The organism is Elioraea sp. (assembly GCF_022842375.1).
In the GTDB taxonomy this organism is placed as follows: Bacteria; Pseudomonadota; Alphaproteobacteria; order Acetobacterales; family Acetobacteraceae; genus Elioraea_A.
In genome coordinates this window covers 1-17,906 of sequence record NZ_JALHPR010000049.1, presented here as the reverse complement: position 1 = coordinate 17,906, position 17,906 = coordinate 1, and the positions used below count along the sequence as shown (strand labels likewise).

The 17,906-nt window shown below is 70.6% G+C and carries 20 protein-coding genes; 3 read left to right on the top strand and 17 right to left on the bottom strand.

Annotated features, from left to right (window positions below; all coding sequences use genetic code 11):
- Nucleotides 1–499: Fur family transcriptional regulator (locus Q0C38_RS22180; RefSeq protein ID WP_291299317.1), on the bottom strand; the 499-nt coding region annotated here is incomplete at its 3' end.
- 169 nt (nucleotides 500–668) lie between these two features.
- Nucleotides 669–1,091 carry a MucR family transcriptional regulator gene (locus tag Q0C38_RS22175; RefSeq protein ID WP_291299319.1) on the bottom strand — a complete coding sequence of 141 codons (423 nt, stop codon included), beginning with the start codon at nucleotides 1,089–1,091 and terminating at the stop codon, nucleotides 669–671.
- 88 nt (nucleotides 1,092–1,179) lie between these two features.
- On the opposite strand from Q0C38_RS22175, the gene Q0C38_RS22170 reads away from it, so the two are divergent.
- Nucleotides 1,180–1,470: a sulfurtransferase TusA family protein gene (locus Q0C38_RS22170; protein WP_291299316.1), complete on the top strand. Its 291-nt coding sequence runs from the start codon at nucleotides 1,180–1,182 to the stop codon at nucleotides 1,468–1,470.
- On the opposite strand, the gene Q0C38_RS22165 is transcribed toward Q0C38_RS22170, so the two are convergent.
- From Q0C38_RS22165 to Q0C38_RS22120, 10 genes are all read right to left on the bottom strand, one after another.
- Nucleotides 1,448–1,912 carry a GNAT family N-acetyltransferase gene (locus Q0C38_RS22165; protein WP_291299315.1) on the bottom strand — a complete coding sequence of 155 codons (465 nt, stop codon included), beginning with the start codon at nucleotides 1,910–1,912 and terminating at the stop codon, nucleotides 1,448–1,450. The genes Q0C38_RS22170 and Q0C38_RS22165 overlap by 23 nt on opposite strands.
- A 2-nt stretch (nucleotides 1,913–1,914) precedes the next feature.
- Entirely contained in the window at nucleotides 1,915–2,556 is a 642-nt protein-coding gene (gene tsaB, locus Q0C38_RS22160) for a tRNA (adenosine(37)-N6)-threonylcarbamoyltransferase complex dimerization subunit type 1 TsaB (protein WP_291299314.1), read from the bottom strand.
- A 15-nt stretch (nucleotides 2,557–2,571) separates the two neighbouring features.
- Nucleotides 2,572–3,153, bottom strand: coding sequence for a malonic semialdehyde reductase (locus Q0C38_RS22155; RefSeq protein ID WP_291299313.1), 582 nt, complete (start codon nucleotides 3,151–3,153; stop codon nucleotides 2,572–2,574).
- Between the two features lie 35 nt (nucleotides 3,154–3,188).
- A complete protein-coding gene (locus Q0C38_RS22150; RefSeq protein WP_291299312.1) occupies nucleotides 3,189–3,749 on the bottom strand; it encodes a NifU family protein in 561 nt (186 codons plus the stop codon).
- A gap of 145 nt (nucleotides 3,750–3,894) precedes the next feature.
- Entirely contained in the window at nucleotides 3,895–4,248 is a 354-nt protein-coding gene (locus tag Q0C38_RS22145) for a hypothetical protein (RefSeq protein WP_291299311.1), read from the bottom strand.
- Between the two features lie 55 nt (nucleotides 4,249–4,303).
- Nucleotides 4,304–4,618, bottom strand: coding sequence for a hypothetical protein (locus Q0C38_RS22140; protein WP_291299310.1), 315 nt, complete (start codon nucleotides 4,616–4,618; stop codon nucleotides 4,304–4,306).
- Nucleotides 4,619–4,775: 157 nt separating this feature from the next.
- The gene (locus Q0C38_RS22135; protein ID WP_291299309.1) at nucleotides 4,776–5,459 is read right to left on the bottom strand and encodes a Crp/Fnr family transcriptional regulator; all 684 of its coding nucleotides are present in this window, start codon (nucleotides 5,457–5,459) and stop codon (nucleotides 4,776–4,778) included.
- Nucleotides 5,456–5,965 carry a universal stress protein gene (locus Q0C38_RS22130; RefSeq protein WP_291299308.1) on the bottom strand — a complete coding sequence of 170 codons (510 nt, stop codon included), beginning with the start codon at nucleotides 5,963–5,965 and terminating at the stop codon, nucleotides 5,456–5,458. Before Q0C38_RS22130 ends, Q0C38_RS22135 begins: the two co-directional genes overlap by 4 nt.
- Nucleotides 5,966–5,985: 20 nt before the next feature.
- Nucleotides 5,986–6,738 carry a TIGR02186 family protein gene (locus tag Q0C38_RS22125; RefSeq protein WP_291299307.1) on the bottom strand — a complete coding sequence of 251 codons (753 nt, stop codon included), beginning with the start codon at nucleotides 6,736–6,738 and terminating at the stop codon, nucleotides 5,986–5,988.
- Entirely contained in the window at nucleotides 6,735–7,643 is a 909-nt protein-coding gene (locus tag Q0C38_RS22120; RefSeq protein WP_291299306.1) for a sulfite exporter TauE/SafE family protein, read from the bottom strand. The genes Q0C38_RS22125 and Q0C38_RS22120 overlap by 4 nt, the downstream gene beginning before the upstream one ends.
- A 450-nt stretch (nucleotides 7,644–8,093) precedes the next feature.
- Here Q0C38_RS22120 and Q0C38_RS22115 point away from each other — a divergent pair, with 450 nt between their 5' ends.
- Nucleotides 8,094–8,228, top strand: coding sequence for a hypothetical protein (locus tag Q0C38_RS22115; RefSeq protein ID WP_291299305.1), 135 nt, complete (start codon nucleotides 8,094–8,096; stop codon nucleotides 8,226–8,228).
- On the opposite strand, the gene Q0C38_RS22110 is transcribed toward Q0C38_RS22115, so the two are convergent.
- Nucleotides 8,225–9,151 (bottom strand): SAM-dependent methyltransferase, encoded by a 927-nt coding sequence (locus tag Q0C38_RS22110; RefSeq protein WP_408870057.1) that lies wholly within the window; start codon nucleotides 9,149–9,151, stop codon nucleotides 8,225–8,227. The two genes, Q0C38_RS22115 and Q0C38_RS22110, sit on opposite strands and share 4 nt — an antisense overlap.
- A 5-nt stretch (nucleotides 9,152–9,156) precedes the next feature.
- Nucleotides 9,157–10,170, bottom strand: coding sequence for a tryptophan--tRNA ligase (gene trpS, locus Q0C38_RS22105; RefSeq protein ID WP_291299304.1), 1,014 nt, complete (start codon nucleotides 10,168–10,170; stop codon nucleotides 9,157–9,159).
- 203 nt (nucleotides 10,171–10,373) lie between these two features.
- On the opposite strand from trpS, the gene Q0C38_RS22100 reads away from it, so the two are divergent.
- Nucleotides 10,374–11,831, top strand: coding sequence for a hypothetical protein (locus tag Q0C38_RS22100; protein ID WP_291299303.1), 1,458 nt, complete (start codon nucleotides 10,374–10,376; stop codon nucleotides 11,829–11,831).
- On the opposite strand, the gene murJ is transcribed toward Q0C38_RS22100, so the two are convergent.
- From murJ to mutS, 3 genes are all read right to left on the bottom strand, one after another.
- Complete coding sequence (murJ, locus tag Q0C38_RS22095) at nucleotides 11,812–13,356, bottom strand: murein biosynthesis integral membrane protein MurJ (protein WP_291299302.1); 1,545 nt, start codon at nucleotides 13,354–13,356, stop codon at nucleotides 11,812–11,814. The genes Q0C38_RS22100 and murJ overlap by 20 nt on opposite strands.
- A gap of 28 nt (nucleotides 13,357–13,384) precedes the next feature.
- Complete coding sequence (locus Q0C38_RS22090; RefSeq protein WP_291299301.1) at nucleotides 13,385–16,255, bottom strand: [protein-PII] uridylyltransferase; 2,871 nt, start codon at nucleotides 16,253–16,255, stop codon at nucleotides 13,385–13,387.
- Between the two features lie 103 nt (nucleotides 16,256–16,358).
- On the bottom strand, nucleotides 16,359–17,906 hold a 1,548-nt coding region (gene mutS, locus Q0C38_RS22085; protein WP_291299300.1), incomplete at its 5' end, for a DNA mismatch repair protein MutS.

Below are 17,906 nucleotides of genomic sequence, written 5' to 3'. Positions count from 1 at the left end.
CGCCGCGGGCAGGCTTGCGCGCAGCACCCCCCGGCGTGTCCTCGGCCGCCTTTGCCCTGGCGCGCGGCTCCGGCTTCGCGGCATCGGTCTCGACCGGGGCGCGGCGCGCGAACAGCTCGAGCCGCTGGCTCACCAGCGTGAAGCCGAGGCGGGCGGCGATGCGCTTGACCACCGCCTCATGCTCCTCGTCCTCGAACTCGATCACCTTGCCGGTGTCGACGTCGATCAGGTGGTGATGGTGGCCGCGGTCGGTCGGGTCGTAGCGGGCGCGGCCCTCGCCGAAATCGCGCCGCTCGAGGATGCCCTTCTCCTCGAGCAGCCGGACGGTGCGGTAGACGGTGGCGATGGAGATGCGCGGGTCGATCTCCGACGCGCGCCGGTACAGTTCCTCGACGTTCGGATGGTCGGTCGCATCCGACAGCACGCGCGCGACGACGCGGCGCTGGCCGGTCATCTTCACGCCACTCTCGATGCACAGCCGTTCGATCCGGCTTTCCATCCGCCCTCCTCGGTCGCGCCGTCGTGGCTGGCGCGCGCCCGGGGTCGTGCCACGATCCCCGGGACGCCCGGCGGTCCCCCGCCTCGGACGTCCCTATAGCAGAGATGCCGTCCCTGCCCCTAGTACCCCCCCTGTCAGGCTTGGCCGGGGGGCACGGGGCGGCCCCGGCTCAGCCGCGGCGGCCGCTGCCTGCGCGGGGCTTGGTGCCGAGGCCGATCTTCTTGGCCAGGCTCGACCGGTGCTTGGCATAGTTCGGCGCGACCATCGGATAGTCAGGCGGAAGCTGCCAACGCTCGCGATACTGTTCCGGAGACATGTTGTAGGCGGTCTTGAGGTGGCGCTTCAGCATCTTGAGCTTTTTGCCGTCCTCGAGACAGATGATGTAGTCGGGGTGGATCGACTTCTTCACAGGAACCGCAGGCTGCGGCTTCTCGGCCGGGGGTGCGACCTTGCCGACGCCTGCGAGCGTCGCGTACACCTGCTGGATCAGGCCGGGAAGATCGGACAACGGAACACTGTTGTTGCTGACATGGGCCGAGACGATTTCGGCCGTGAGTTCGAGAAGATTGGAGTCCGACGCGTCCGCCTGCATTTCCGCATTGCCTTCTGTTGTCGAGCTGCGCGCTGTATAGACGTCAGAACCGCGTACCGCAACGATCGTCTGTCGCGCCGGGAGTGACATGACACCGAATTCAGATCAGCCCGCCGGTTCTCCAGTCGAGAGCAGAGACGTGGCGCTCGACATCACCCGCGATATCTGCCCGATGACCTTTGTCCGGACGCGACTTCTGCTGGACAAGATCGCGCCGGGGGCGAGTGTGCGGATCAGGCTCACCGGCCGCGAACCCCTCGCCAACGTGCCACGCAGCGCCCGCGAGCTCGGCCACAGCGTTGTCTCCCTCGACCCGGAAACGCCAGGTGCAGCGGCAGAGACCGACCGCTGGATCCTCACGCTCCGCAAGAAGGCGTGAGCGCCAGCGCCAGCACGCGCGCATCCACCGCGCCCGTTTCCCGCCCGTAGTAGCCGCGCCGCCGGCCAACCGGCACGAACCCCGCCGCGTCGTAGAGCGCGAGCGCGGCTGCGTTGTCCTCCGCCACTTCAAGAAAAAGCCGCGTCGCGCCGGCTGCCGCCGCGTGCGAAGCGGCCTCCGCCACCAGCGCGCGGCCGATGCCGCGCCGCCGCGCCCCGGCCAGCACGGCAAGCGTGATGATCTCGGCCTCGTCGACGGCCCGACCGAGCAGGACGAAGCCCAGTGGCCCCTCAGCCCCGGATGCCACGAGCGCGATGCGGCCCGGCACCGCCAGGAGCGACGCGAACGCCGCCTCGTCCCAGGCAGGACCCGCCTCGCCGATGCCTCCGGCATGCAGGGCAGCGAGCAGCCCCGCCCCCTCGGGACCGACGGGCGCGATCATGGTCACGGCAGCGGCGGAGGCCTGAGGCCTGAGGCAAGCCGCGCGGCCGGCGCGTCGAGATAGAGGGGCAGGGGGGCCAGAGCGGGCAGGGTGCCGGCATGGCGCGCCAGCGCGATCTGGCCAAGGTCACGCGCATGCGGCAGGGCCCTGACCATCGCCTCGGGCGCGTCACCCACCGTCACGGCACCGGCGGGCAGGTATGCCGCGATTGCCTCCGGTGCCAAGGCCTGAGCCGGGCCAATCTCGCGCGGCGCGCCGGGGCCTGGCGCGAAGACCTGCACGAAGCGGTGGCCGCGACGGCTGTCCATCAGCGCCGCGACGGGATGTGCGCCGAGATGCGGTGCGGCGAGCGCCTCCGCCGTCGTGACGCCGACGAGCGCCGCACCGGCACCGGCCGCGAGCCCGTGCGCGAGTGCGAGGCCAGCGCGGATGCCGCTGAACCCGCCAGGGCCCACGGTCGCGGCCACAAGGCCAAGGGAGGATGCGACAATGCCCGCCTCGGCCAGCACGCGTTCGGCGAGCACCGCGATCGCGGCTGCCTGGCCCGTGCCGCCGGCAGCCTCGGCCTCGGCGAGCAGGGCCCCGCCCCGCCAGAGCGCGGCCGAGCTTCGCGCCAGCGACGCGTCGAGGCAGAGCAGGAGCATCGGGCCGCGTCCCGCCTAGATGACCTTGCACGCCTCGTCGAAGGACAGCCGCGGGTTGCGCGGCCGCAGCATCGCCGCATCGCCGACCCCGATATTCACCAGGATGTTGGAGCGGATGGTGGTGCCGGCGAAGAACTCCTGGTCGACCGCGTCGTTGTCGAACCCGCTCATCGGCCCCGCATCGAGCCCGATCGCCCGGCAGGCGAGGATGAGGTAGCCCGCCTGGAGGGTGCCGTTACGGAAGGCCGTGACGTCGGCGAAGGCAGGGTTGTCGGCGAACCAGTCGCGCGCGCCGGGGGCGGGGAACAGCCGCGGCATCAGGTCGAAGAAGGCCGTGTCGTGGCCGATGATGGCGGTCACGGGCGCGGCCATCGTCTTCTCGACGTTGCCCGCGCTCAGCGTCGGGCGAAGCCGCTCCTTCGCCTCCCCGGTGCGGAGGAAGACGACGCGCGCGGGCGAGCAATTGGCCGAGGTGGGCCCCATGCGCGCGAGTTCCCAGATGCGGCGAAGGTCATCATCGGTCACCGGTGCCGTGGTCCACGCCTCGTGGGTGCGGGCGTCACGGAACAGGCGGTTCAGCGTCCAGTCATCGAGCACGCGCCATTCTCCCCCTCGTCACGTGGGGAGCGAGGCTACTCCACGGCCTGGACGGCGACCACTTCCGGCACGTAGTGCTTCAGCATGTTCTCGATGCCGTGCTTCAGCGTCGCCCGCGACGACGGGCAGCCGGAGCAGGCGCCCTGCAGCCGCAGGTGGACGATGCCGTCGGTGAAGTGCTGGAACACGATGTCGCCGCCATCCATCGCGACGGCGGGGCGGACGCGCGTGTCGATCAGCTCGCGGATCTGCGCGACGATCTCGCGATCCTCCTCGGCGACCTCGATCTCATCGCCATCGCTGCCCAGGGCACCCTCGACCACCGGTCGGCCGGCCATGAAATGGTCCATGATCGCGCCAAGCACCTGGGGGCGGAGCATCTGCCAGTCGCTGTCCCAGTCCTTCGTCACGGTGATGAAATCCGCGCCCAGGAACACGCGGCTGACGCCGGGCAGCGCGAACAGCGCCTGCGCGAGCGGGCTGGTACCGGCTGCGTCTGCCGACGGGAAGTCAGCCGTGCCGGCCGGCATGACCTCGCGGCCAGGCAGGAACTTCAGCGTGGCGGGGTTTGGCGTGCCTTCGGTCTCGATGAACATGGCGTGCTCCGCATACGGGCCGGCGTGATCGGGGTGCGTGTTCGGGTGCATGATCCGGGGAAACAGCACCCGGCCGGTCCTCTTTCATCCAACATGTGCGCGCGCGTGTGCCGCGGGTCAACCCGCGCCTGCTCATGCCTCCCCTTCACGCTTCGAGGGCGGCGTCCCTTGCCTCGGCTTCGTCGGCGAACACGCCCTCGACCGCGACGATGGGCAGCGGCAGGCGGGCGCGTTCCGTCAGCGCGACATGGGCCATCTCGCCCGAGGTGGCGGTGAGCGGCAGCACCGCCCACGGAAAGCGTGCGCCCCGCTCTCCCGGCCGGCCCTTCAGGGGGGACGCCGCGAAGAGGTCATGGGCGATGAGGTCGAGCCGCTCCGCGTCATGCGGATCGGGCTCGTTGCCCGAGAGGACGGCATCGACGACCCGGTCGAACAGGGCCTGGAGTCCGTGGGCCTGGAGTCCTTGGGCCTGGAGCCCGCGGGCGTGATCTGTTGGCATCGATGAGCGGTTGCGCGGCGGGCGGGGTTTCGTCAAGCCCGCCCGCCGCGCGCGCTCAGCCCCCGCCCGGCTGGCGCTCGGCCGCGGCGATGGCCCTCGGTGCGTCACGCTGCTCACCCAGGAAGGCGCGCGGCGTCACGTCATAGGCATCGCCGGTCGCCGTGATCACGACCTCGGTCAGGGTCGCCATCGTCTGATGCGCGACGCTGCCGGCGGCGAAGCTGGGCTCGGCATCGCCGCCCGGGTCCGACACCCAGGTGCCGACCATGAGCGGACCCGAGGGCTGCGGCATTGCGTTCCAGATCGCGGATGCCGGCCCCGCCCCGGCGAGCAGCAGCGCGCCGGCGAGCGCGGGGAGGATGATCCTCATCGCAGTCTCTCCTTCTCGGGGAAGCGTGTCCCCGGCACGTCCCGGCATGATGCCCGGCGTGGAGGGACGCTATTCGGTTCGGAGACGCAACGCTGTGCGGCCGCGCACGATGCGCGTTCGATCTGGATCAGCAATGGAACGATCTAGCAACGGTGTGTCAGACGCCGAGTTCCGCGCGGGAAAGCTCGCGCAGCGCGTCGGGCGCGATCAGCACCAGCGCGCCGCGCTGGAGCGAGACCAGCCCCTCGCGGCGCATCGCCGCCAGCTCGCGCGACACCGCCTCGCGCCGCGCGCCGATGCGGGCGGCCAGCACGTGCTGCTGCGGCGGCGGCGACACGGCGAGCCCGTCGGCCCCGCGGCGTGGGCGGGCCATGCGCAGAAGCTCCGCCGCGACACGCTGGCGCACGGTGAAGGCCGATTGCTCGACGAGGCGGATCGAGAGCTCGCGCACCCGCGCCGTCAGCATCCTCAGAAGCGTGAGGGACAGCGCCGGCGAGGCGGACACGAGGCCGAGGAACGCTGCGTTGGACAGCGCCAGCACGCGGGTCGGGATCACGGCCGCGGCGGAGGCGGAGCGGGGTGCCCCGTCGATCGCGGCGATCTCGCCGATCACCTGGCCTGCCTCGAGGTCGCGATAGACGAATTCGCGGCCACCCGGCGTGCGCGCGATGATGCGCACGATGCCGGACTGGACGAACAGCACCTCCGTCGCCGCCTCCTCGAAATCGAAGATGGTTTCGCCTGCGGCGTAACCCCGCTGGTGCAGCACGGCCGCCGCCGCGGCCAGCGCATCGGGCGGCGTGCCGTCGAGGATCGCGAAGCCGGCGAGCGGGTGCGTCATGTCACGGTCTCGAGCTCGTCCTCGGACAGGTTGCCCGGGACGATGACGAGCGGGGTGCGGAGCTGGCGGTTGAACCGCCCAGTCAGCGCGCTGATCAGCGGCCCCGGGCCCTCCGCGGCACCGGAGGAGGCGAGAACGAGGATGGAGATGCCAGGCTCCTCCGCGAGCAGGGCAAGGAGCTGTTCGCGCGGGTCGCCTTCGCGCACATACACCACCGGCATCTGGCCGGTGATGCGGTTCACCTCCGCCGACAGGCCCTGCAGCAGTTGCTCGGCCTCGGCGCGGCGTTCCTCGCGCATCATCTCGGCGATGTTGGCCCATTCCGCCTGGCCGACGGGCTCGGTCACGCGCAGCAGCGCGACGCGGCCCCCGCCGCGCAGCGCCCGCAGCGCGGCATAGCGCAGCGCCACCGCACGCTCGGCACTGTCATCGACCACGACGAGGAAGGTCCGCGCCCGGCGGGCTGCCGCGCGGGTTGGATCGGGGGGCGGTGTGTCGGTGCTCATGGGACCAGCTTAGCGCCAGTTCACCGGCGGAACAGTACCGAGCCGACCCAGCCCGCCAAAGCCGCGAGCATCACGGCCGCGAGCCCGTAGCCGAACGGCTCCTCCCGCGCGATCCGCCAGATCTCGGCCGAGGTGCCGGCGCGCAGCACCGTCAAGGGCAGGTCGCGCTCAGCGATCACGCGCCCATCGCGCAACAGCAGGATGTCGACGCGGTACTGGCCCGGGATCACGGCGGCTGGCAGGAACAGTCGCGCGTGGAACAGGCGGTCACCCATCAGCGTCACGCCGCCGGGCTCCTCCGCGTAGAGGCGCTGGTCGGTCTTGAGGTCGAGCAGGGCCTGGCGGAACGAAGGGTCCTCGATCTGGCCGCGCGGGCTCAAGGGCAGCGAGGAGAGGCCGAGCCGGAGCCGGCGACGCTCCTCGGCCGACAGGAGGCCCTCGATCGGGCGCGTCGAGGCAAGCGCATAGTAGGAGGGAGCGGAATCGAACCGTTCCGATGGCCCGTTCACCCAGATGCCGGCGATGCGCACCTTCCGCCGCACCACGACGGGTGCGTTCGGCCCGCGCAGCGTGACGACCACGTCGGCCCCTGGCTGGGCCGCGTCGCCAGTCGCGGTGCCGAACACGAGCACCTCGGCGCCCGAGAAGCCTGTGGTGACCGCAATCTCGCGCTGCGACAGCTCGGCGATCAGCGGCTGCGCGGCGGCAGGTCCAGCGCCGAGCATCGCCAGCAGGGCGGCGACCAGGGCGGCGACCGGGCCGGGCGCCCTCACAGCGCCGGCCCCAGGCTGTAGAGGTTCTCGGGCCGGCGCAGCAGGCCGACGCCGAGTTCGATCGCAACCGCAAGCACGAGAACGCCAAGCAGCCCGCGCGTCTCCTCGCCGCGCAGCCTCGCACCGAGGGCCGCGCCGAACTGCGCACCCGCGACGGCACCGGCCATGAGCAGCAGGGCGAGGATCACATCGACGCTCTGCGTGCTGATCGCCTGCATCACCGTGACGGCAGCCGTCACGAAAACGACCTGGAACAGGCTCGTGCCGATCACCACGCCGGTGGGAATCCCGAGCAGGTAGATCATCGCCGGCACGAGGATGAACCCGCCGCCCACCCCCATGATGGCCGAGAGGAAGCCGACGCCGAGGCCGATCAGCAGCGGCGGAATGACGCTGATGTAGAGGCGCGACTGGCGGAAGCGCATCTTGAACGGCAGGCCGTGCATCCAGAAATGCTCGTGCAGCCGCCGCCGCATCTGCTTGCTCCGCCGCAGGATCGCGCGGGCGCTCTCGGCCACCATCAGGCCGCCGACGATGCCGAGCACGACGACGTAGAAGGCAGCAACCACGAGGTCGAGCTGCCCCACCTGTCGCACCAGCGCGAATACCTGCACGCCGAACGCCGAGCCGACGAGCCCGCCCGCCGTCAGCACGCCGCCCATCTTCGCGTCGACATTGCCGCGTCGCCAATGCGCGATCAGGCCGGAGACGGAGGCGCCCATCGTCTGGTTCGCCGAGGTGGCGACGGCGACGGAAGAAGGAACCCCGATGAAGATCAGCAGCGGCGTCATGAGGAACCCGCCACCGACGCCGAACATGCCCGAGAGCAGCCCGACCATCAGGCCGATGCCGACGATCAGGAAAGCGTCGACCGACATCTCGGCGATGGGGAGGTAGACGAGCATGCGTGGCAAGTGACCCGGGCGTCAGATCATCTAGGGATACGCTGATGCGGTCAGGGAACAAGTGAAAAGGGGCAAGCGAAGGGCGGCATTGCGCGAAACGCGCGCCCGCTTGGAGCTGACGATCGCCGCAAAGATTTCCCCGACGCGGCAGAACGGGAGGTGCGATGACGGGTGCGGGCAGCAACGACTTCATCTCCCGCTTCTTCCCTGACAGCACGCCGGAGAGCATCGCCGCCTTGCGCGAGCGCGCCTGGTTCGGCCCCCGTGGCCTGCACCAGCCCGTCGGCGCTTACGTGGTCAACACCGGGCGGAACCTGTTCATGGTGGATCGCGGGGGGCATTGCTCGTTCATCCCGACGACGGGCCGCGCGCGATGGAGGCCCGCGTGCCGCAGGGGCAGCGCTTCATCGAGGCGGCGCGGCGCGCCAAGCGATGGGCGTGGAGAGCCGCGTGAGGACGCTCGAGATGCTGAGCCGTGGGCGCATCCTCGTTGGCGGCGTCCATGTCCCCTGGCCGGGCTTCGGGCGCGTCGTCGCCGAGGGCGCGGGTTATGCCTGGGTGCAGCGGCCCTGGCAGCTGGGTTAGCCAGCGCTCCAGGTCAGCGTCACCTCATGGCGGTTGTGCGAGAGGTGGCGCACGGCCGCGCCCTCGATCGCGGCTGCCTCGTCTGCCACTACGTAGTCGTCCTCGCCCTGGAACTTGAGCGTGCAGACGATGTTGCGCACCGCACCGGCCGCGATCCAGGCGCGCACCATGCGCAGGCTGCGGGCCGGGTAGGCGATCACGTCGCACACGAGCCAATCCGCCACGCCGTGCGCCTCGCGCCACTGCGCCGGGTCGATGCCGAAGGCGCTTTCCTGCAGTGCCGTCACGCCCGGCATGGCAGCGATCGCGGGGTCGAGCGGGGCCTTGTCCACCGCCGTGACATTCGCCCCGAGCCGGGCGAGCGCCCAGGTCCACCCGCCAGGGGCGGCGCCGAAATCGAGGCAGGTCTCGCCCGCTCCCGGCCAGCGGCCAAGCAGGGCGAGGGCTTCCCAAAGCTTGAGGTACGCCCGGCTCGGCGGCCCCTCGCGGTCCTCGACGAACACCGCCTCGCCGTTCGGGAAGGGGCTGGTACAGGCGGGGCTCGCCAGCAGCGTGTCGGTCATCAGCAGCGTCCAGCTTCCCAAGGGTGCGGTGGGGGCGGCGGCGGGGAAGGCGAGCGGCTTGGCCGACACGTGGGGCAGGCGCTCGGCGATCAGTGCGCTGCGGCGGTGGTGCAGCGGCACGTGGGCGGCCCAGTTCCGCTGCATGGCGCGAAGCTGCGTCGCCGCATCGCCGATCGAGGTGATGGAGAGCACGCGCGGCGCGGTCCAGGCATTCAGCGCCCAGGCAGCGGGAACCGGCGGGTCGGCGCTGAGCGCGAGCCGGCCGTGCCAGCCGTCGATGACCACCCCGCGGCGGGCAAGCTCTGCCGCGAGCGGCGCCTCGAACCCCTCATGCGCGAGATAGGCAGCACCGATGTTGATCACGCTCAGACGCGGAGGAAGCCGACAGCGTCCTCGACCTCGGCCATCGTGGGGGCGGCGAGCGCGCGCGCACGTGCGGCCCCCGAGCGGAGGATCGCGTCGACCGCGCCCTCGTCGGCCAGCAGCCGCCGCATCTCGCCCGCGATCGGCGCGAGCGAGGCGACGAGCAGGTCGGTCAGGGCCGGCTTGAAGGCGCTGAACGGCTTGCCGCCATGCTCGGCGAGCACCGCGGCGGGGTGCAGGTCTGTCAGCCCGGCATAGATGCCCACGAGGTTGCGCGCCTCCGGCCGCTCGGCGAGGCCGCCTTCCTCGGTCGGCAGCGGCTCCGGGTCGGTCTTCGCACGGCGGATCTTGAGCGCGATGGCGTCGGCATCGTCGGTCAGGTTGATGCGGGATTGGTCGGACGGGTCGGATTTCGACATCTTCTTCGTGCCGTCGCGCAAGCTCATCACGCGCGCGGCCGGGCCGAGGATGACGGGCTCGATCGCGGGGAACACCGCGCGGCCGGTGTCGTGGTTGAACTTCTGCGCGATGTCGTTGGCGAGCTCGAGATGCTGCTTCTGGTCCTCGCCCACCGGCACGCGCGTTGCCTTGTAGGCGAGGATGTCGGCCGCCATCAGGTTCGGATAGGCGTAGAGGCCGACCGACGCCGCCTCGCGGTCCTTGCCCGCCTTGTCCTTGAACTGCGTCATCCGGTTCAGCCAGCCGAGGCGGGCGACGCAGTTGAACACCCAGGCGAGCTGCGCGTGCGCGGCGACGGCGGATTGGTGGAAGACGATGTGCTTCTCCGCATCGATGCCGCAGGCAACCATGGCGGCGGCGACTTCGCGCGTGGCGCGGCGAAGCTCGGCCGGGTCCTGCCAGACGGTGATGGCGTGCAGGTCGACGACGCAGAAGATGCACTCATGGTCGTGCTGCAGCTTCACCCAGTTGCGGATGGCGCCGAGATAGTTGCCGAGATGCAGGTTCCCGGTGGGCTGGACGCCGGAGAAGATGCGGGGAAGCGGGTGGGTGGTCATGCGCGCGTGTCCTGATGGAGGGGACGGGGGTGGCGCGTATCCCGCGCCTGGGCGCCCCGGTCAAGCGCGCGTGGCCTGGGCGACCACAATAGATCGGTGCGCTGGCGCACAGACGACAATGTCCATCCAATGCAATCTCACCATGCATCGCGGGGGCAGGATCAGCGCTCTCGATCACGGCAACATTGGAGCGTGGTGCGGCAATGGATTACGTCATGACCCTTCTGGGGTGTCTTGCACTCGCGGTGATCTTCCCGATCGGGATCTTCGTCAGCCGCCGCAACGTTCGTGGGCGGCGCCAGGACATCATCTCCCAGCTCGAGGGGCTGTTCAGGCGCCAGGTGACGACGGCACCAATGCGGCAGCATCAGGCATCGTCCGCGTCGGCGACCGCGCAGGACAAGAGCACGCCAGCCGAACACGAATGGGACATCGTGCCGTCCTTCGAATTCGTGAAATCAAAGTACTTTGAGCCATCGACTCACGACAATACTGCATTCGGAAATAGGGTGCCACGACAAGAACCAAAGGGAGAATGGTTCTCTCTCCCGGTCCTGATTTATGTCCTGTTGAGTGCAATATGCCTCTATGCGGCGGTGATTCGAACTGTCGTCGGATGCTTCGATCTTTTCCTCTTGCCAACGGCACGCGATACCGTCGATGGCGGGTGCTCCGCCTCATATTCGATCTTCCTGTTCGGCGATCTCGCGATAGGCGCCGAGCCGCCCGAACACCGCCAGCATTTCCTCCGCACCATGACGGTGGTCTGCTTCGCGTTCTTCGGTGCCTATATCGCAACCATTCGCGCGCTGATCCGCGCAGTCAGCAATTTTGACCTGAGCCCGCTGACGTTCTTCCGCGCAAACATCCATATCATCTGCACGATCGTTCTCGCCGTCGTCTTCTGGAAGATCGCCGGCTTCGCAGGCGACGCGCTCTTGACCGTGCCGGACCTCGCGCCGCTGGAAGAGGCCGGTCGGGACCTCGGCTTCGGCATGTTCATCCTTGCCGCGACGCTCTTCGGCCTTCACTACCGGCTCGCCGACAGGATCCTCGCGCGCTACTGGACGCGCGGACACATCAAGCGCGAGAACCGGTTGGCACTCGAGGAGACGACGGTGGTTCCGCTGGAGCTGATCTCCGGGATCGACCAGGAGATCCGCTCACGCCTGGAAGACCACAACCTCCTCGATGTCCAGAACCTGGCCTATGCCAATCCGATCATGCTGTTCGTCGAGACGCCCTACGGCATCTACCAGAGCATCGACTGGGTCGCGCAGGCGCAGCTTGCGAACAGCGTTGGCGTTACGCGCTTCATCGCGCTCCAGGCCATCGGCGTCAGGACGATCTTCGACCTGGGTGCGGTATACGGGTTTTGCCCCTGCGCGGCGTCGGAAGGAACCAGGTCGGAACAGGCCCCGGAGGTCGATTGGACTGCCCTGCAGACCCGAGTCACCCAGGTTCTCACCGGGGATACTGCCGCAACGTTGCAGCCGCAGGCGGGAGGAGCCCTTGTCTCTGTGTATCTGCGCGACCTTGCGGTCCGAAGGCTCTATCAGATTTGCCAGAGGATCGGGGAGCGGCTGCCGAGCATTGTCTGCCCGAAGCAGCCAGCCGGCCGGGTAGGCAATCCCCAGCAGATCACCGCCCCCGCCGCCTGAGATACCCCCTGATCTCGCCCACGTCCGCCGCGCGGAAGGCGAGCGCGAGTGCGGCGAACACCACGCCGCCCAGCGCCAGCAGCGCCGCGAGCGCAGGCCAGCGGATGCCGCGGAGCTCGAACAGCGCATCGAACAGCCAGACGCGGGCGGCCCAGAGAACGCAGCCCATCGCCGCCGCCGCGAGCGTGATCCGCACGGCGCGCGAGGCCAGCCGCGCATCGGCCCGCCACCGTCCCTGCCGCACCAGGAGCAGCGCGAGAAGCCCGGCATTCACCCAGGCGGCGATCCCGGTCGCGAGCGCGATGCCGACATGCGCGAACGGCCCGATCAGGGCGAGGTTCAGCGCGAGGTTCAGCGCCACGCAGCCGACCGCGATCTTCACCGGCGTCGCCGTGTCGCCGCGCGCGAAGAAGCCTGGCGCGAACACCTTCACCAGCACGAACGCGGGAAGCCCGACGCCATAGGCCGCGAGTGCGGCTGCCGTCGCTGCCGATTCCACCGCGCCGAAAGCGCCCCGCTCGAACAGTACGGCGATGATCGGCCCGGCACAGGCGATCAGCCCGGCAGCGGCCGGCAGGGTCAGCAGCAGCGCGAACTCGACCGCGCGGTTCTGCGTCTCTCCCGCGCGCGCATCCTCGCCCGCCCTCACCTGGCGGCTCAGCACCGGCAGCAGCGCCGTGCCGACCGCGGTGCCGATCACGCCGAGGGGCAGCTGCGCCACGCGGTCGGCGAAGTAGAGGAAGGCGATGGCCCCCTGCGGCAGCAGCGAGGCGATGATCACGTCGATCATCAGGTTGATCTGCGTGACGCCGGCGCCGATCGCGCCCGGCACCATCCGCCGCAGCAGCGCGCGCACCTCAGGGCTCAGGCGCGGGCGCGGAAGCCTGATCTGCATGCCAGCCGCCCCGACCGCGACTGCGAGCAGCACGAGCTGCGCGATGCCCGATGCGGCAACACCCCAGGCGAGCCCGTGCACGGCGCCGATGCCGATGACGGGGGCGGCGAACAGCCCGGCGATCAGGAACAGGTTGAACAGCACCGGCGCGCCGGCCGCAGCCGCAAACCGGTCGAGCCCGTTCAGCACGCCCGACAGCAACGCCACGACGCAGATCAGCAGCAGGTAGGGGAAGGTGATGCGCGTGAGCTCGACCGCGAGCGCAAACCGTTCCGGATCACGCACGAAGCCGGGGGCGAGCACCATCATCGCCTGCGGCATGAAGACGATGGCGGCAAGGGTGAGTGCGGCGAGGGTGGCGACCATCACCGCGAGCGCGCCTTCGGCGACGCGGCGCGCCGCCTCGCGCCCCTCGCCGGCCAGCGAGCCCGCGAACATCGGCACGAAGGCAGCGGCGAAGGCGCCCTCGCCGAACAGGCGGCGGAAGAAATTGGGCAGCTTCAACGCGACGAAGAACGCATCCGCCTCCGGCCCCGCGCCGATGCGCGCGGCGATGGCGATGTCGCGCACGAAGCCGAGGATGCGCGACAGCGCAGTCCAGGCCCCGACCGTGATGATGCTTTTGATCATGGACCGTGACGCGGAGGCGTCGACAGGCTCAGGCTGGCCCCGCGGCGCTGCGGCGGCGCGGCGAGCCGCCGCCCTGCGGCGTTCCCGGGCTCGCCGCCGGCACCGATGGTGGTTCGAGGGCGGCGAGCAGCGCCTCCTTCAGCGCGCCGAGCTTGCGCTCGTTCTCGATCTTCAGGCCGAACACGTCCTTCACGTAGAACACGTCGACCGCGCGCACGCCGTAGGTGGTGACGTGAGCCGAGGCGATCTGCACGCCAGCCTCGCTCATCGCCGCCGTCACGTCATGCAGGAAGCCCGGGCGGTCGCGGCCGTTCACCTCCACCACCGTGTGGGTGGCGGAGGCGTGGTTGTCGATCACCACGCGCGGGGGAACGTGGATCGCACGCGTGCGCGGGAAGGGCGGGCGTGACTTCCTGATCTCCTCGGCGATGCGCAACCGCCCCGACAGCGCCTGCTCGATCAGCACCGACATGCGCGCGATGCGGTGCGGCGTCTCGAACGACCCGCCTGCCGCGTCCTGGATCCAGAACGTGTCGAGCGCCATGCCGTTGGTCATCGTGTGGATGCGGGCATCGACGATCGAGGCGCCGGCGACCGCGAGCGCGCCGGCGACCTTGGAGAACAGGCCCGGGTGGTCGGCTGCGTAGATCGTCACCTCCGTCACGCCGCGATCGGCCATCACGGTGGTGCGCACGGTCAGTGGCGTGGTGCCGGCCTCGCGCACGATCTGGGCGTGGCGCGCATGCGTGCCCGGGTCGAAGCCCAGCCAGTAGGCGGGGTAGCCGAGCGCCATGAACGCGGCGATGTCGTCACGCCCGAACCCGTCGGCCGCGAGTGCCGCCTCGGCCGAGGCGCGGGCGCGGGCGACGCGGGCATCGCGCTCGGGCACGTTCAGCCCGCCGGCCAGGACCTCCGCCACGCGCCAGTAGATCTCGCGCAGCAGCGTCGCCTTCCAGTTGTTCCACACCTTGGTGGACACGGCCCGCATGTCGGCCACCGTCAGCACCTCGAGCAGGCGGAGACGCTCCGGGCTTTGGACGAGTTCGGCGAGGTCGAGGATGGTCTTCGGGTCGTCGATGTCGCGCTTGAACGCGGTCTGGCTCAGCACGAGGTGGTGCAGCACGAGCCAGGAGGCCGTCTCGGTCTCCTCCGCCGTCAGCCCGATCCGGGGGCCGAGCTCCTGCGTGATGACCGCGCCGACCTCGGAATGATCGCCGCCGCGGCCCTTCGCGATGTCATGCAGCATCATCGCGACATAGAGCGCGCGGCGCGATTGCACCTGGCCGATCAGGGCGGAGGCGACGGGCGTGACATCGGCGAGTTGCCCGCGTTCGAGATCGTTCAGCACGCGCACCGCCTCGATCGTGTGCTCGTCGACCGTGAACACATGGTAGGTGTCGAACTGCATCTGCCCGACGATGCGGCCCCAATCGGGGATGAAGCGCCCGAGGATGCCGGCGAGGTTCATGGTGCCGAGCCACTTCGCACCATCGGCCTTGGTCGGGTTGTCCTGGGGACCGGCGAGAAGATCGAGGAAGATGGCGTTGGCCTCGGCGTCGTCACGCAGGCGCGCGGCGAGGCGGGCATGGCGGACAAGGCCGCGCAGCGTCAGGGGGTGAAGCTCGCGGCCGGTGTCGCGCGCGACCCTGAGCGCGTGGAACATCAGGATCGGATCGTCGGCGAAGCTGCGGCCGGCGCCGAGCACCACCTGGCCTTCGAGCAGCGCGAAGCCTGCCGCCTCGAGCGCGGGCGTCGTCTCCGGCTGCACCGCGGGTTCACCCAGCGCGGCGCGCTCGATCGCGGGCTCGACCGTCAGCGTCAGGCGGCGCACCTCGCGGGCGGTCAGGAAGTAGTGCTTCATGAACCGCTCGACGCCCTGCGTCGGGCCGTGGCGGGTGTAGCCCATCGCCGCGCCGATGACGGGCTGGAGGTCGAAGGTCAGCCGCTCCTCCGCCCGGCCGGTCGTGTAGTGGAGATGGAACCGCACCGACCAGAGGAAGGCCGCTGCCCGCATCCAGGCGCGGGCCTCGTCATCGCCGATCAGCCCGTCCTCGGCCAGCGTCGCCGGCCGCTCGGCGCCGGTGACGTAGCGGCCGATCCAGTAGAGCGTCTGGAGGTCGCGCAGGCCCCCCTTGCCGTCCTTTACGTTCGGCTCGACCAGGAAGGCATTGTCGCCGAACTTTCGGTGCCGTTCCTCGCGCTCGGTGCGCTTGGCGGCGATGAAGGCGGCAGCGCCATTCTTCGCGCAATCCTGGCGGAAACGCTCGCGGAACTCGGCGAACAGGGCCGGGTCGCCGCCGAGGAACCGGGCATCGACGAGGCTCGTGCGCACGGTCGCATCGGCGCGGGCCTGGGCAATGCATTCGTCGAGCGAGCGCGTGGCGTGCCCGACCTTCAGGCCCAGGTCCCACAGGAAGTAGAGCATGAACTCCACCACCTGCTCGGTGCGCGGCGGCTCCTTCCAGGGGGTGAGGAACAGCAGGTCGAGGTCGGAGAAGGGGGCCAGCACGCCGCGGCCGTAGCCGCCGGTGGCGGCCAGGGCGAGTGCCTCGCCGGCAGAGGAGATGCCGGGGGGGAACACCGTCGTCGTCGTCCAGACATGCAGGGTGTGGACGAGGCCGTCCATCTGCAGGGCAAGGTGGCGCGCGGCGGCGAGCCCACCCATGCCATGCTCGAAGCGCTGCTTGGTGTCGGCCTGGATGCGGCCGAGATGCCGGCGGAACAGCGCGAGCGCCTTGTCGCGCTTCACCCCGCCCTCCAGGCCCCCTCCCTCCGAGTTGGTTCCCGTGAGCTCCGACAGCGACCGCTCGAGATCGGCGACGAGCGCGTCCGCACACGCCGTTGGGGACGCACCGTCCCCGTCGGCGGCGGCGGGAAGCCCGTCCACGCGCTGATCCATCTTCACAGTTTAGACATGTCCACCCCGCGTGAAGAAGAGGCGCGTTGCGACAACCGGGGGCATTCGCGTCATGAGTGCGCGAGCATGCCGGTTTCCGCGGCGTTCAGCCGCCCGTGTCACCCTGCGGAAGCATGGATTTCAGCCGCACAAGGAGGGCGTGTGCCTCGCGGGGGCTCAGCGCGTCAGGGTCGGCCTCCGCGAGCGCCGCCACCAGGGCTGAGTGCGCGCTGCCGGCGTGGCGCGGCCGGGCGGCAAACAGCGGCAGCTCGTCGGCCAGCGGGGTGAGGCCCTTGGCGCGCTGTTCGAGCGCCGCCAGCACCGCCGCAGCGCGCCCCGTCACCTCCCGCGGCAGGCCGGCGAGCCTCGCCACCGCGATGCCCCATGACCGGTCGGCGGCACCCGGCTTCAGGGCATGGAGGAACACCACATCGCCCCGCCACTCCCGCGCGCCGAACTGGGCCAGGTGAAGCTCGGGAAGCCTGCCGGCCAGCGCCGTCAGCTCATGGAAATGCGTGGCGAAGATCGCCCGGCAGCGTAGGCGGTCATGCAGCGCCTCGAGCACCGACCAGGCGATGGCAAGCCCATCCCACGTCGCCGTCCCCCGCCCGATCTCGTCGAGGATGACGAGCGAGGCAGGGGTCGCCTGGTTCAGGATCGCCGCCGTCTCCACCATCTCGACCATGAAGGTCGAGCGCCCGCGCGCGAGATCGTCGGACGCGCCGACACGGCTGAACAGGCGATCGACGATGCCGAGCCGGGCTGCCCGCGCCGGCACGAACAGCCCGGCCTGGGCGAGGATGGCGATCAGCGCGTTCTGGCGCAGGAAGGTGGACTTGCCCGCCATGTTCGGCCCGGTGACGAGCCAGAGCCGCGAGCCCGGCGAGAGATCGGCCGTGTTCGCCACGAACGCCCCGCCGCCGTGCCGCACCGCCGCCTCGACCACCGGATGCCGCCCATCCTCGACCACGAAGCGGGTGCCCTCCTCGATGTCGGGCCGCGTCCACCCCTCGGCTTCGGCGAGAACCGCGGTGGCGGCGGCGACGTCGATGGTGGCCAGCCCCTCCGCCGCCGCGCTGATCGGCCGCGCAGCCTGCCGCACCAGGGCGGCGAGGGAGGCGAGGATCGCAGCCTCCCGTGCCTCCGCCTCGCCCGCCGCGGCGACGATGCGGGCATCGAGGTCGGCGAGCTCCGTCGTGATGAAGCGCATCGTGCCCGCCATGGTCTGGCGGTGCGCGAGGCCGGCGAGCGGCGGCGGCGACGCCTCGCGGAGCGTGAGGCCGGCCGCCTCCGGCACCTCGGCGAAGTAGCCGAGCTGGGCGGTGTGGCGGAGCTTGAGGTTGGCGATGCCGGTCGCTGACCGATACGACGCTTCGAGGCCGGCGACGACGCGGCGGCTGTCATCGCGCAGGCTGCGCGCGGCATCGAGGTCGGCGTCGAAGCCAGGCGCGATCGCCCCGCTTTCGGATGCCTTCACCGGCGGGGCCGGCACCAGCGCGCGGCGGAGCCGTTCGGCGAGTGCCGGGGCGGGGTCGAGGGCCGCTTCGGCGGTGGCGAGGTGCGAGGGGCGCGGCAGGGTACAGCCGGCAAGCTTCACGCCGATCGCTGCGGCGGCGGCAAGCCCGTCGCGGATCGCGGCAAGGTCGCGCGCCGC

Bases quoted from the DNA above. Each gene is read 5' to 3' on its own strand.
- Q0C38_RS22175 (WP_291299319.1), bottom strand. From the start codon at position 1,091: ATGCAGGCGGACGCGTCGGACTCCAATCTTCTCGAACTCACGGCCGAA.
- Q0C38_RS22170 (WP_291299316.1), top strand. From the start codon at position 1,180: ATGACACCGAATTCAGATCAGCCCGCCGGTTCTCCAGTCGAGAGCAGA.
- Q0C38_RS22165 (WP_291299315.1), bottom strand. From the start codon at position 1,912: ATGATCGCGCCCGTCGGTCCCGAGGGGGCGGGGCTGCTCGCTGCCCTG.
- tsaB (WP_291299314.1), bottom strand. From the start codon at position 2,556: ATGCTCCTGCTCTGCCTCGACGCGTCGCTGGCGCGAAGCTCGGCCGCG.
- Q0C38_RS22150 (WP_291299312.1), bottom strand. From the start codon at position 3,749: ATGTTCATCGAGACCGAAGGCACGCCAAACCCCGCCACGCTGAAGTTC.
- Q0C38_RS22145 (WP_291299311.1), bottom strand. From the start codon at position 4,248: ATGCCAACAGATCACGCCCGCGGGCTCCAGGCCCAAGGACTCCAGGCC.
- Q0C38_RS22140 (WP_291299310.1), bottom strand. From the start codon at position 4,618: ATGAGGATCATCCTCCCCGCGCTCGCCGGCGCGCTGCTGCTCGCCGGG.
- Q0C38_RS22135 (WP_291299309.1), bottom strand. From the start codon at position 5,459: ATGACGCACCCGCTCGCCGGCTTCGCGATCCTCGACGGCACGCCGCCC.
- Q0C38_RS22130 (WP_291299308.1), bottom strand. From the start codon at position 5,965: ATGAGCACCGACACACCGCCCCCCGATCCAACCCGCGCGGCAGCCCGC.
- Q0C38_RS22120 (WP_291299306.1), bottom strand. From the start codon at position 7,643: ATGCTCGTCTACCTCCCCATCGCCGAGATGTCGGTCGACGCTTTCCTG.
- trpS (WP_291299304.1), bottom strand. From the start codon at position 10,170: ATGACCACCCACCCGCTTCCCCGCATCTTCTCCGGCGTCCAGCCCACC.
- Q0C38_RS22100 (WP_291299303.1), top strand. From the start codon at position 10,374: ATGGATTACGTCATGACCCTTCTGGGGTGTCTTGCACTCGCGGTGATC.
- murJ (WP_291299302.1), bottom strand. From the start codon at position 13,356: ATGATCAAAAGCATCATCACGGTCGGGGCCTGGACTGCGCTGTCGCGC.
- Q0C38_RS22090 (WP_291299301.1), bottom strand. From the start codon at position 16,255: ATGGATCAGCGCGTGGACGGGCTTCCCGCCGCCGCCGACGGGGACGGT.